Source organism: Pseudomonas izuensis, assembly GCF_009861505.1.
GTDB lineage: Bacteria > Pseudomonadota > Gammaproteobacteria > Pseudomonadales > Pseudomonadaceae > Aquipseudomonas > Aquipseudomonas izuensis.
Genome location: NZ_WTFT01000044.1, coordinates 20496 through 34365, shown reverse-complemented (window position 1 = coordinate 34365; position 13870 = coordinate 20496). Strand labels below are relative to the sequence as shown.

At 61.3% G+C, this 13870-nt stretch carries 8 protein-coding genes and 1 pseudogene; all 9 read right to left on the bottom strand.

All coding sequences use genetic code 11. The features are described 5' to 3' along the window. Positions 1 to 272, bottom strand: a pseudogene (locus GPL81_RS27955) (autotransporter outer membrane beta-barrel domain-containing protein); the annotation flags it as partial. Positions 273 to 556: 284 nt separating this feature from the next. Beyond that, positions 557 to 1357: an endonuclease/exonuclease/phosphatase family protein gene (locus tag GPL81_RS27950; RefSeq protein ID WP_160109334.1), complete on the bottom strand. Its 801-nt coding sequence runs from the start codon at positions 1355 to 1357 to the stop codon at positions 557 to 559. Positions 1358 to 1593: 236 nt separating this feature from the next. Continuing rightward, a complete protein-coding gene (locus GPL81_RS27945; protein WP_160109336.1) occupies positions 1594 to 2352 on the bottom strand; it encodes a PIG-L deacetylase family protein in 759 nt (252 codons plus the stop codon). A gap of 310 nt (positions 2353 to 2662) precedes the next feature. Then, positions 2663 to 4819, bottom strand: a complete 2157-nt coding sequence (glgX, locus tag GPL81_RS27940; RefSeq protein ID WP_160109333.1) for a glycogen debranching protein GlgX — start codon at positions 4817 to 4819, stop codon at positions 2663 to 2665. Positions 4820 to 5025: 206 nt separating this feature from the next. Then, on the bottom strand, positions 5026 to 5340 hold the full coding sequence (locus tag GPL81_RS27935; protein WP_160109332.1) for a DUF2934 domain-containing protein: 315 nt from the start codon (positions 5338 to 5340) through the stop codon (positions 5026 to 5028). Between the two features lie 21 nt (positions 5341 to 5361). Then, entirely contained in the window at positions 5362 to 8136 is a 2775-nt protein-coding gene (locus GPL81_RS27930) for a malto-oligosyltrehalose synthase (protein WP_160109331.1), read from the bottom strand. Continuing rightward, positions 8133 to 10211 carry a 4-alpha-glucanotransferase gene (gene malQ, locus GPL81_RS27925; protein WP_160109330.1) on the bottom strand — a complete coding sequence of 693 codons (2079 nt, stop codon included), beginning with the start codon at positions 10209 to 10211 and terminating at the stop codon, positions 8133 to 8135. The genes GPL81_RS27930 and malQ overlap by 4 nt, the downstream gene beginning before the upstream one ends. Further along, positions 10208 to 12004: a malto-oligosyltrehalose trehalohydrolase gene (treZ, locus tag GPL81_RS27920; protein WP_160109329.1), complete on the bottom strand. Its 1797-nt coding sequence runs from the start codon at positions 12002 to 12004 to the stop codon at positions 10208 to 10210. Before treZ ends, malQ begins: the two co-directional genes overlap by 4 nt. Before the next feature lie 12 nt (positions 12005 to 12016). Further along, entirely contained in the window at positions 12017 to 13603 is a 1587-nt protein-coding gene (gene glgA / locus GPL81_RS27915) for a glycogen synthase GlgA (protein WP_160109328.1), read from the bottom strand. Positions 13604 to 13870 lie beyond the last annotated feature (267 nt).

The window sequence follows — 13870 nt, the reverse complement described above, 5'->3', positions numbered from 1 at the left end:
CCGGAGTTCATGACCACCGTATCGGCGCCGGCGCCGAACGTGACGTGGCCATCGATCGTACCGGTGCCGCTGGCGGGAAAGGTCAAGGTGTTATTGCCCGCCAGGTCAGTCAGCGGTCCATTGCTGGCGCTGTCACAGACGAAATTATCGTTACCGGCGGTGGGGGTGAGCGTACAGGCTGCGTGGGCGGGGTGGGATCCGCCTACGCATAACAGCAGTGAAAGGACGCAGGCACTGTAACGGTACTTGGGCAGATCGCTGGAAAACTTCATGCTCGTCTCCGCATATTGATCGGCGACTGAGTTGCCACGTGTCAAAAATGGCAATGCTTCAATCACCCTCGGCAGCGCGAGTTGCGAGACGGCATCGGGAAGGCAATCTCCCGTAATCGAAAACCTTCGACAACGACGGCCACTATGAGTCGCATGTCCATGCATACAGTCCATGGACGAGAGCAACGTAGCAGCCGTTTTTTTACATATCTACTGTCAAAAGTAACAGGTGAAGCGATTAATCAACCGGTCACGAACCGTTTTCGACAGGCCCGGCCAAGGGCTCAGAGGTGAACTTCAACGGCCAACGGCAAATGATCCGACAAATGCGTCCAGGGCCGGGTCCCAAGAATTTTCGGCTCATGGCTGCTGGCATTGCGCAGATAAATGCGATCCAGGCGCAGCAACGGAAATCGCGCCGGGTAGGTTTTTGCCGGACGGCCGTGATGGCGTTCGAAGGCTTCGTGCAGATCATCGCGACGGGCGAGGGCCGCGTTGCCTTGCAGCTGCCAATCGTTGAAGTCGCCGGCGATGATCACCGGTGCCTCGTCGGGCAGGGATTCAAGCAGCTGACAGAGCAACTGCAACTGGAGTTGACGATGGCTTTCCAGCAGGCTCAGGTGCACGCAAATCGCATGCACCTCGGCGTGGCCCGGCACGTCCAGTACGCAATGCAATAAACCGCGACGCTCGGGGCCGGTGATCGAAACGTCGAGATTGCGGTACTCGCGGATCGGATATTTGGACAGCAGCGCGTTGCCATGATGACCGTCGGGGTAGACCGCATTACGGCCATAGGCGAAATCGCTCCACATGCTGTCTGCCAAAAACTCATATTGCGAGGTCGATGGCCAATCGTTGTAACGCGAAGAATGGCGATCGTGTTCGCCGACCACTTCCTGCAAAAACACCAGATCCGCTGAGGTACTGCGCACGGCTTCACGCAGTTCCGGCAGGATGAAACGACGATTGAGGGCGGTAAATCCCTTGTGAGTGTTGACGGTCAGCACTCGCAGTCGATGAATGGCCGGCGATTTGTCCCGCGGCACCGGCTCAACAGTCTGCGGCTTGGATGTACTGGTCACTTTCACTCCTCTGAATCAAGGCTGGCTTATGCATGCGACTGATGTGGGGGCGGGCGGTTCCATCCGGATTTTCTCGGATATATCTGATTCCCTGTGGGAGCGAGCCTGCTCGCGAAAGCGGTGGGTCAGTCAACATGGATGTTGGATGTGAGGGTCCCTTCGCGAGCAGGCTCGCTCCCACAGTGGACCTGTGTCGCCCTAAGCCAGTAAATCTTCCACAGTTGAATTTCTGCAGTTCAGACGAAGATGATTTCATAAGGCAACCGCATCCGGTCCAGCAGCACCCGTGGCAGCAGCGGGGCGATGCCGATGGCGGGCTCACCGTCCAGCTGGCTGGCGTATGCATGGGTCGCATGACTTTTTCGCGCCACCGTCCAGGTGTCCAGGCGTACCTTGCGGGCACGATGCCACGGGATCAAGCCCCGATCACGCATTGGCCAGTGCCAGGCCCAGACCGGCACTTCGTTAAAATCGGCGCCGGCAATGGTCGCGGCATTGGCACTGGCTCGACCAACGGCATCATGGTCGCTGTTGCCGTCTTCGGACCAGGTGCTGAACACCACGTCGCCCGGCCGCAAATAACGGGCTATGAACCGGGTCATTTGCTGCTCATGTTCGGCCAGGGCATTGTCGGTGAAGCCGCCGCGAATCCACTTCAGGCTGTGCATCGGCAACCCGAGCCGGCGCAAGGCTTCGACGCTTTCCTGGGAACGGAATACGCTGAGGCGTTTCTCCGACCACTGCTGCGAGCCCGGATGACTGGCGCTGCCGTCCGTCACCGAGATCAGTTGCAAGGGATGGCCCATGGCGCTGAGCAACTGCAGCAGGCCACCGCAGGTCACCACTTCATCGCCAGGGTGTGGGGCAATCACCACGGCGCGCGCACCAGGCCGGATCAGGGATTGCAGGTTGATGACCGGGACGTTGTCCAGTTGCGGGGCGCTGTTCCAGATCTGTGCCGGCAGGCTGTTTTCGAGCAGAGAGACCGGTTTCATGGCTACGTCCTTGTTTTCGTTGATAGCGTTGTGCCGCGTTCCGAACCCTGGAATCGCCGCGCACAGAGTATTGCTCATGTAATGCTATTCGTCGCCTCGATGTTCCAGGCGGTACATTTTTTCTCCGTACTGACAAAAAGCATATGGAAATATGCGGACCTGTGGGAGCGAGCCTGCTCGCGATGAGGGCGTGTCAGTCGACATCAGCATTGACTGTCCCGCCGTCATCGCGAGCAGGCTCGCTCCCAAAGGGGAAATGCGTAAGTACGCGCCACCGGGTTTGACTCAACCACACAAGTTGCAAATCCGCTCACTCTACTTCTTCATGTTGCAGTTCGAACAACAGCAGCGAACGGCCGGTGACCGAATATTCGTGGCCGAACTCGAAGCGCTCCTGGCCGCGAATCGACGGTTGGTTGGTGTCGATCATGCAGGTCCAGAACCCGCCATCGGGTACTTCCGGCAGTACGAAGTTGACGATGTCGTGGTAGGCGTTGACCACCAGCAACAGGGTGGCGTCGGCGCCCTTGCGGCGAATGCCGGTTTCCTGGGCGCGGCCGTCGAGCAGCATGCCCAGGCAGCGATTGTGCGCATCGTGCCAATGCTCGGTGGTCATCTCGCTGCCATCGGCGGCCAGCCAGGTAACGTCCTTGACGCCGATGTCCTCGTTGTAATTGCCCACCAGAAAACGTCCGCGACGCAGGATCGGATAGGCCAGGCGCAACTTGATCAGACGTTTGACGAACTTGAGCAGGGCCTTGCCGTCTTCGCTGAGGTCCCAGTTGACCCAGCCGATCTCGCTGTCCTGGCAATAGGCATTGTTGTTGCCATCCTGGGTGCGGGCGAATTCATCGCCGGCCACCAGCATCGGCGTGCCCTGTGCCAGCAGCAAGGTGGCGAAGAAGTTGCGCATCTGTCGATGACGCAATGCATTGATTTCGGGATCGTCGGTAGGGCCTTCGACGCCGTGGTTCCATGACAGATTGTTGTTGCTGCCATCCTGGTTGTTCTCGTCGTTGGCTTCGTTGTGCTTGTCGTTGTACGACACCAGATCGTTGAGGGTGAAGCCGTCATGGGCGGTGACAAAGTTCACCGAAGAATAAGGCCGACGACCACGCTGATTGAACATCTCGCCGGAAGCGGTCATGCGACTGGCGAAGTCCGCCAGTTGCCCGTCGTCGCCTTTCCAGAAGGCGCGCACGGTGTCACGGAACTTGTCGTTCCATTCCACCCAGCCCGGTGGAAAATTGCCGACCTGATAGCCACCGGGGCCACAGTCCCAGGCTTCGGCAATCAGCTTGACCTGACGCAACACGGGGTCCTGGCGGCAGGCCACCAGGAAGCTGTGTCGCTCGTCAAAGCCATCGTGATAACGCCCCAGGATGGTCGCCAGATCGAAGCGGAACCCGTCCACGTGCATTTCCGAGGCCCAGTAGCGCAGAGAGTCGGTGACCATTTGCAGCACGCACGGGTGGCTCAGGTCCAGGGTGTTGCCGGTGCCGGAGTCGTTGATGTAGAAGCGCTTGTCATCGGGCTTCAAGCGATAGTACGAGACGTTGTCGATGCCGCGCATGGACAGGGTCGGGCCTTGTTCGTTGCCCTCGGCGGTGTGGTTATAGACCACGTCGAGGATCACTTCCAGGTTGGCTTCGTGCAGGTGCGCGACCATTTCCTTGAACTCGGCGATCTTGCCGCTGGCCAGGTACCGCGGGTCTGGCGCAAAGAACGCGATGCTGTTGTAGCCCCAGTAATTGGTCATGCCCTTGTGCAGCAGGTGCTGGTCATTGACGAACGCATGGATCGGCAGTAACTCGACAGTGGACACGCCGAGCTTGCGGATGTGTTCGAGCATGTCATCGACCATCAACCCGGCGAAGGTGCCGCGCAGGTTCTCGGGGACGCCTGGGTGACGCATGCTGATGCCGCGCACGTGGGTTTCATAAATGATCGTCTTGTCCCATGGCACGCTGACCCGGTGATCGTGGCCCCAGGTGTGCGCCGGGTCGATCACCTTGCATTTGGGCACGAAGGGCGCGCTGTCGCGCTCATCGAAACTGAGGTCGGCGTCGGGGTGGCCGATGGTGTAGCCGAACAACGCTTCGGACCATTTCAACTTGCCCACCAGTTGCTTGGCGTAGGGGTCGATCAGCAATTTGTTGTGGTTGAATCGGTGGCCGTTGGCCGGGTCATACGGGCCATACACGCGGTAGCCGTAGATCAGCCCCGGATGGGCGTCGGGCAAATAGCCGTGGAAGATTTCGTCGGTGTACTCCGGCAGCTCGATGCGTTCGAGTTCCACTTCGCCGGCATCGTCGAAAATGCACAGTTCGACACGGGTGGCATTGGCGGAAAACAAAGCGAAATTGACCCCCAGACCGTCCCAGGTCGCACCCAATGGAAAGGGTAGGCCCTCACGAATTCTCGACGGCTCTTGAGGGGCTGGCGTGTCTTTCTTTGGGCGGGTCATAAGTGCTCCTGCAAATGGGGGGCAACTGCCTGGTCAATGTGTGAGCGAGCCTGCTCGCGATGACGGTTCCACATCCAACACATGCGTTGCCTGACAGGCCGCTATCGCGAGCAGGCTCGCTCCCACAAGGGGGGGATGCCTGGCGAGCGTGCCCGCGGTGGCGAGAAGAATCGCCACACAGTTGTTCAGCTCAGTCGAGCAATGCGTCAGACATTAGGCGGTTTGCGCGCTGCGCGAGGCTTTTTCTCTATAGCCTTCTCCCCCGGCGGAATCACCTTGGAAGCAGCGGCAGGTTTCGCCTTGGCCTTGGTTTTTGGCTCGCCACCCTTACCATTGAGCGCCGTTTTGGTGGCTGGTGTCTTGCTGGCCGCCGCTTTCGGTGCTTTTTTCGGTGCCAGCGCTTCGGCTTCCGCCAGTTTGCAGGCCATCTCCCAGTGCCGGGCTTCCTGACCCTCGGGCTTACCTTCGGACTCCCAGATCTGATAGGCAAACTCGCGGATGCGTTTATCGTCGGTACTCATCGCATTGCTCCTGAACTGAACTCAAGTGTGGGTAGTTTGGATAAAGAGATTGACCGGGAAGTCCCCCAGCGCGGCGCTGACCATCAGCTCCCTGTGTTTTGTGACTACTGTGCTTGAAAAAAGTCCCTTGAGATTTTCCCCGGCGGTAGCAAACGGCAAATGGACCCGCGTATCGCCCCACAGCAGCGCACTCACCTGCGGAATGGCACTGTTTTCCAGCAGCGGCGCAGAGCGAATCGGCACGATCACGATGGCCCGTTGGCCCTCATGTTCCCGAACAAATCCCAGCACGCGATGCGCCTGGTCGCCGAGGATGTCGAGGGGCTGATAAGTGCCCCGTCGAAACAGCTCCGGATGCGCTGAACGCAGGTTCAACGTGCGCGCGATCAAGGTCTGCTTGATGCGTCCGTCCCGCCAGTGCGCCAACAGATCAGACGCCTCCATGGATTCTTGCAAGGCCTGCTGGCGACTGGGGTAATCCACTGGCCGACGGTTGTCCGGATCGACCAGGGAAAAGTCCCAGAAGTCATTGCCCTGATAGAGGTCCGGCACCCCCGGCACGGTCATGCGCAGCAAGGTTTGCGCCAAGCCGTTGAGCGCGCCGGGAACGGCGATAACCTGCGCGGCCTTGCCCAGGGCCGAGCGCAGCAATTCGCCCTCCGGCGTCAGCAACAGGCCTTGGACAAACGCCTGGGTTGCTTGCTCGTAGGCGTCGTTTGGCGCACTCCAGCTACTCTGCAACTTGGCTTCGCGCAGGGCTTTGCGCTGCCACTGCCAGAGGCGTCCGGCGTAATCCTCCAGCGCCCCTTGATCATCGCTGTGCAAATCCAGCGGCCAAGTGCCGAGGATGGCTTGATACAGAATCAATTCATCACCGGCCGATGGCGATAGGTCATCGTTGCGCAGGGGGCGGGCGAGGGCGCGCCACAGGCCGATCTGGTCGGCATACCAGGCACTGCGCTCACTCAACACCGCCAGGCGCGCGCGGGTGTCTTCGCCGCGTTTGTGATCATGGGTCGCGGTGGCCAGCAGGTTGTCCGGGAACTCGGCCAGTCGCCGGGCGCACGCGGCATGAAAGTCAGCCACTGGCGCGCTGAACTGTTCAGTGTCGAAGCCGACGTCATTGCGCGAAAGCAACACGGCCGAACGATAGAACGCGGTGTCTTCCACCGCTTTTGCCGCCGCCGGTGAGGTCAGTTGCTGAAAGCGCACACAGGCATGCTTGAGCCGCTTGCGCGCGCGTCCCACCGGGCGTTTGCGCCAGGGCTCGCCGCCCAGCCAACCGGCCAGGCAATCGAGCACCGGCCAGTCCGCTTCGCCGAGGGTTTGCCGGGCACCGTCCAGGGCTTGCCGGAAAAACACCTCGTCCTGTTCCGAACGGCCGAGTGGGCTGATGTAGGTGCGGTACACCGGAAAATGCATGATCAGCGCCTGCAATGCCCGACGGATCGCACCGAGGGTCAAATCGCGGGTCATCAGGTCATCCCGGGCCACTTGCAGCAGGGCCTGGGCGACACTTTCAAAATCCCCGGCCAGGGAACCGTTGAGAATCTGTTGGCGCGCCAGCTGCGCTTCCTGGGCGAAATCGGCCGGGCGTTCGCTGTAACGGTGCCAGAGTTCGCCCAGGGGCTGTGCGCCCTGCGGGTCGTGTTGCAGCAGCGACAACTGGTTCATGAATTCATAGCCGGTGGTGCCGTCCACCGACCAGTCGCGATGCAGGGTTTCGCCTTCGCCGAGGATCTTCTCGACATAGATCGGCAGATGCCGGCCCGGTACCAGGCGATCGACCCGCCGTCGCAGTTTTCGGCAGTAACCCCTCGGGTCGGCAAGTCCGTCGATGTGGTCGATGCGCAGGCCGTCGACCAGGCCTTCGGCCAGCAGCTGGAAGATTTTCGCATGGGTCGCCTCAAACACGGCGGGACGTTCTACACGCAGCCCACCCAGTTCGTTAACATCGAAAAAACGCCGCCAGTTGATGTCGTCCGCGGCGGTGCGCCAACTGGCGAGCCGATAGCTCTGGCGTTCCAGCAAATTGTGCAACCGTTGGAAGCCTTCCGGGGTAAAGGCGTCGTAACTTTTCAGGTTGTTGTCGATGACCTGGCGTATGTCCGGATCGCCGGCCAGTTCGCGCAATTCTTCTTTCAATGGCATCGCCAGGCTATGGGCGTCCGTCTGATAGCTCAAGGTGCTGAAGCGGTCTGCCAGCGATTTGAGCGGCTCGGTGTCGGCCTTCAGCAGTTCGCCGTAATGGCTGGGGCAAATCGGAAAGTGATGATCGTAGTGCTCGACATGAAACGCCCCGCGCGAGGCATCGAAACGCAGGGGCAGGGTGCCGTCCTGCAGTGCGATGCCGTAGTCGCTGCCGAGGAACGGCATGAGCAATTGGCCTTCCATCAACGGATCGGGCGAGTGCCACTGAATATCGAAAAATTCGCCGTAGGGGCTCAGCCGCCCCCATTCCAGCAAGTCCAGCCACCAGGGGTTGTCGCTACCGCCGACGGCCATGTGATTGGAGACGATATCGAGGATCAACCCCATGTGCTGGCCGCGCAACGCGTTGACCAGTCTATGCAGCGCCGCCTCGCCGCCAAGCTCCGGGTTGACGGTGGTCGGGTCCACCACGTCGTAGCCATGCATGGAGCCGGCGCGGGCGCTCAGCAGCGGCGAGGCATACAGGTGGCTGATGCCGAGGCGGGCGAAGTAGGGCACCAGCGGCACTGCATCGTCGAGGGTGAAACCTTTATGAAATTGCAGGCGCAGGGTGGCCCGTAGTGGCTGTATTTGCACCGCTGTCATTGGTCACGCTCAGCGGCCTGCAATCGCGCGCAGGCGAGCAGTTCCAGGCGGCGTGCGGCGTCGGGGTCATCGAGCAGGGCTTCGCTATAGCCCGGCAAGCGTCGCGACCAATTGGGGTGGGTATCGATGGTGCCGGGCAGGTTGGCCTGTTGTTCGATGCCCAGGGCATCCTCCAGCGGCAGCAACACCAACGGCGCACGGGTATGGCCGAGGAAACGCACGCTGGCGTCAAGCACCTGATCGGTCTCATGGGACTCTTCGCGGAAGTTCTGCGGGTCCTGGCTCAAGGTGCGGCGCAGGCCCTCGCGTTCCCGTTCACGGTGGTGGCGCCATTCGATTTCAGCGTGTGCATCGATCAGCCCCAGGCGGGCGTTCCAGTCGATGTCGCGGCCATGCCACCAGCCATTGAGGGTCGGCAAATCGTGGGTGCTGGTGGTCGCCAGGGCATTGTCCGGCCAGTCGAGGATCGGCTTGAAGTGGGTATTGTCCTGTTCGAACAGCAACACCCGCATGCCCAGCATCGAACGGGCGATGAGTTTTTCCCGCAGACCCTCCGGCACGGTGCCGAGGTCTTCGCCAAGGACGATGGCCTGGTGGCGATGGGATTCAAGGGTCAACAGGCGCAACAGGTCGTCCACCGGGTAATAGAGGTAGGCACCGTCGGCAGGCGGCGCACCATTGGGGATCACCCACAAGCGTTGCAGCCCCATGACGTGATCGATGCGCAGGCCCCCGGCGTGGGCAAAGTTGGCGCGCAGCATTTCGATGAAGGCACGAAAGCCGTTGCGCACCAGGCCTTCTGGGGAAAACGCGGAAATCCCCCAGCCTTGCCCCGTACGGTTGAGAATGTCCGGCGGCGCGCCGACGGTGAGGGAGGCCAGCAGTTCATCCTGACGGCTCCAGGCCTGACTGCCGCCGCCATCGGCACCGACGGCCAGGTCGGTGATCAGGCCAATGCCCATGCCGCTGCTGCGGGCGGCGGCTTGCGCGCGTTCCAGGCACCGGGTGATCAGCCATTGGCAGAACGCGAAGTAGCCGATGCGGCCGGCATTTTCCTCAGCGAATTCGGCCAGGGCGGCACTGCGCGGATTGCGCCACTGCTCGGGCCATTGCCGCCAGTCGAGGCTTTCACCTTTGGCGGCACGGTCCTCCTGGATGGCTTCGAAGCGACAATGGTTTTCCAGCGCTTCGCCCCCTGCGTGGCGGAAGCTGCCGAAATCTTCATGCAAAGGGTGCTCACCCTGCACGAAGCCTTCATACAGCGCCTCTAAAACCCGGTGTTTGGCTTCAGCGGCGGCCGGCCACTCGATCAGGGGCAGATTTTCCAGATGCCTGAGTTCGTCAGCCAGCCCGGTGGCATCGATGGCGGTGCGCAGCGCACGCTCGCCAAGGATTGCGCCCGGCGCGCAGTACAGGCTGTTGAGAAACAAACGGCTGGATGGCGAATAAGGGCTGTAGCGTTGAGTGTCGCTGGCGAACATGGCATGCAGCGGGCTGATCGCCAGCGCTTCGGCACCGCGCTCACCCGCCACCCGGGCCAGGTCTTCCAGGGCCTGGGTATCGCCGAACCCGCCATCGCCGTTGCGACGCAAGGCGTATAGCTGAACGCTCAGGCCCCAGGTGCGCGGGGTCGGGTTTTCCACGGCATCGCCCACGCTGTAACAACGCTCGGGTGCCACGGCCAGGGTAAAGGTTTGTCCGTCGATGCTGACCTGCTGGTAACCGACTGGAATCAGTCCCGGTAGCGTCGCCTCGGCGTCCAGTTTGAGCGTGAGCCGCGAGCCGTCTTCAAGGTGAATCTCGCACGGCGTTTGCGGCTCGAAGTAATGTGCCAGGTTGAGGCCGACGCCGACGTCGGCGGTGAGCAAGGGCGGCAAGTGCCGGGTCTGTTGCACCTGCTGCAATTCGAGCAGGCTGGCGTCGATCTCCTGCGCGCTGCCGGCCGGGTGGCCGAGCCCGGTCAGGACATTGCGCAACACCGAAGGGGCGACCCTTTGCGGGCGACCGTTGGCGTCGATCCAGTCGACGGCCAGACCGGCGCGGCTGGCTAGAATTTCAAGTTGCGCATCGCTCATTGACGCTCTCCATCCGGGGGTGGCAAAGGGGCCGCGGGCTTGAGGGTGACCAGCGCGCAATAGGGGGCAAGGGTGCCCTGATCCAGCAGGCTTTTGGCCTGTGGAGGATGCTCGAACAACACCTGTGCATCGGCCTGTGGGGTGTGGACCACGGGCCGGTGGCTGAGGTTCAGGTCAATGCGCAACAGGCTGCCATCGCCCAGCAACCAGCGAGCCGATACCGCGCTGTCGGCCAATACCTCGGCACTCAAGGCCTGGGCGCCGGGCAGGCGCGCAATGATGTGCCGATGGCGGATTTGCAACAGTTGCCGGTACAGGTCGAGGGTGGCCGAAGCGCCAGTAACGTTCAGTGCTGGCCGCGACGCTTCGAAAGTCTGTGGTGCATTCGGGTCGGGGATTTGTTCGCGCCGATGCGGATCGGCAAAAGCACTGAAGGCTGCAAACTCATTACGCCGTCCTTCGCGAACCAATCGCGCCACCTCGCCGTGATGGCTGGTGAAAAACAGGAACGGCTGCTCGGCGGCACACTCGTCACCCATGAACAGCAGCGGAATCATCGGCGACAGTAACAACAGTGCGGTGGCGGCTTTCAAGGCCGCAGGATGCGCCAGTTGATGCAGGCGCTCGCCAAAGGCGCGGTTGCCGATCTGATCGTGGTTTTGCAAAAACAGAATGAAGGCGCTGGGCGGCAAGTGCCCGCTGGGCTCGCCGCGTGGTTGGCCATGGCGGTTGATGTGGCCTTGGAACACAAATCCCTGGCTCAGGCAGCGCGCCAGTTGTTCGGTGGGGTTTTGCGCATAATCGGCGTAATAGGCGTCGGTTTCGCCGGTCAACAGCACGTGCAGGGCGTTATGGCCATCGTCATTCCACTGCGCGTCGTAGCCTTGTTGCAACAGGCTGGCCTGGTTGTGTTCGTTTTCCAGCATCAACCACACGTGACGCGGTGGATCGACCTGCTGGCGCACCCGTTGCGCCAGTTCCTGGAGGAAATCCGGGTCTTCGATGGCATGCACCGCGTCCAGGCGCAAGCCGTCGAAACGGTACTCCAGCAACCACATCAAGGCGTTTTCGATGAAAAAATCCCGCACCTCGCGCCGGCGAAAATCAATGGCCGCACCCCAGGGTGTGTGTTTGTCTGCATTGAAAAAGCCCTTGGCGTAGCGATGCAGGTAATTGCCGTCCGGGCCGAAGTGGTTGTAGACCACGTCGAGAATCACCGCCAGGCCGTGGCCATGGGCGGTATCGATCAGGTGCTTGAGCTGTTCCGGCGATCCATAGGACGACTGGGGCGCGTAGGGCAGCACTCCGTCGTAACCCCAGTTGCGTTCGCCGGGGAATTGCGCCACGGGCATCAGTTCGATCGCCGTGATGCCCAGTTCGACGAGGCGCGCCAGATGCTGCTCGACGGCTTGAAAGCCGCCGAGCGCACCGACGTGCATTTCGTAAATCACCGCCTCGTTCCACGGACGGCCCAACCACGCGCTGTGTTGCCACCGATAGGCATGGGGATCGACCACCACGCTGTGCTGGTGAATGTCCCCCGCCTGGGCTCGGGAGGCCGGGTCGGGCACCTCCAGTTCGCCGTCGATGTTGAAGCGGTACCCCGTGCCCGCCGGGCAACGGGTATTGATCACGAACCAGCCGTCAGCCTGAGGCAGCAACGGCAAGGACTGTCCATTTTCCAGTTCGACACTGACGTAGAACGCATCTGGCGCCCACAACGCAAATTGCGTGTGTTCAGCGTCCAGCATGATTGCGCCGTGGGGCCAGGTCTCGAGGGTCCGTAACGGCATCCTGAAAGCCTCTTACTGTTTGATCGATTTCCCCAGTGCTTTAGCCACAAGCTGTTCGTAGAGTTCGGCGTAGGGTTCGACCGCCTTGCACCAGTTGAAAGGCGCCGCCATGGCCCGGCAGCGCATGGCGTGCAGCAGGTCGGGGAAGGCGAAGACCTTGAACGCGCGGCTCAGGGCTTCCTGATAACTTTCCACCGTGGATTCGTCGAACAGGAAACCGGTCACGCCGTTTTCGATGGTGTCGGCCAGCCCGCCGGTATTGCGCGCTACCGGCAATGAACCGAAACGCTGGGCGTACATCTGGCTCAGGCCGCAAGGTTCGTAGCGCGATGGCATCAGCAGGAAATCACTGCCGGCGAACATGCGACGGGCGTCGGTTTCATTGAAGCCGATGCGCACACCGATCTGCCCGGGAAATCGCAGGGCCAGTTCGCGCATGGCTTGTTCTTCTTCCGGCTCGCCACGGCCGATGATCGCGATCTGCCCGCCGGATTTGACGATGTATTCGGAAACCGCTTCGGTCAGGTCCAGGCCTTTCTGGTAGACCAGGCGCGAGACCACGGCAAACAGCGGGCCTTCGGAGTCTTCCAGGCCGAACAACTGGCGTACGTGTGCGGCGTTGACTGCCTTGCCTTCCCAGTCGCCGATGCTGAATGGGCGGAACAGGTGCGTATCGGTAGCAGCGTCCCAGCTTTCATCGATGCCGTTGGGAATGCCGCTGAGCAAACCTTGCTGGGTCTTGGCGGCCAGAAAGCCATCCAGGCCACAGCCGAAGGCCGGGGTGGTGATCTCCTGGGCATAGGTCGCGCTGACGGTGGTGATGTGGCTCGAATAGGCCATGCCGGCCTTGAGGAACGACATCTTGCCGTAGAACTCCATACCTTCCTGCTGCAGCGCGTGATGGGGGATGCCCAGTTCAGGGCACGACCCCAGGCTGGTCACACCTTGGTACGCCAGGTTATGAATGGTGAACAGGGTCGGGGTGCGCTGCCCGCGCCAGTGCATGTAGGCGGGTGCCAGGCCGGCGGGCCAGTCATGGGCGTGCACCAGGTCCGGGCACCAGTGAATCTGTGCCAGGTTGGCGGCGATATCGGCGGCCGCCAGGCCCAGGCGAGCGAAGCGAATATGGTTGTCCGGCCAGTCGCGGCCGTTGTTGGCACCGTAGGGTGAACCTTCACGCTCGTAGAGTTCGGGGCAGATCAACACGTAAATGACCAGGCCATCGGGCATGTCCATGCGTCCGATCTTGCAGGGTGGCAGAGCGGCATGGCCGCCCAGCTCACCGATGATGTGAATCGGGTTTTCGCTGTGCAGTACCTGCGGGTAACCGGGGATCAACACCCGCACGTCGTGCAGGTGCGTCATGGCCCGTGGCAGGGCGGCGGAAACGTCACCCAGACCGCCGGTTTTCACCAGATCGGCAATCTCCGACGTGACGAACAATACTTTTTTGCGGTTGGGATTCTGCCTGGCCACCGGGGCCAGCGTTCTGGTGCCGGGAACGCTGATCGTCTGGGCAGTGGGAGCACTCACGGCGCTCGATTCGCCGACATGCTGATGAGCACGTTCTCCCTGAACATCTAAAGCCGCACTGATCATATGAATCTCCCGTGTTGTTGATCTAATTCTTAGGTCTGGCAAACGGTATTTCATTGGCCCATTCCCGGGACCGGGCGCAAAAGCGCTGCACATCGGTAGCAAGCGCTGCCCAATGCGCTGAAGCAGAATGGGTGGAGTAGCCATTGCAAGGATTGCACCAGTCGCAACGCACTTACCTCTCAGTCGACCGATCACCGGAGATAAAAGTTTCGACTTTTTTTCCACTTTGTGACCGGCCGGTTTCGCCCCGCGAAAATGAGCCTAGAC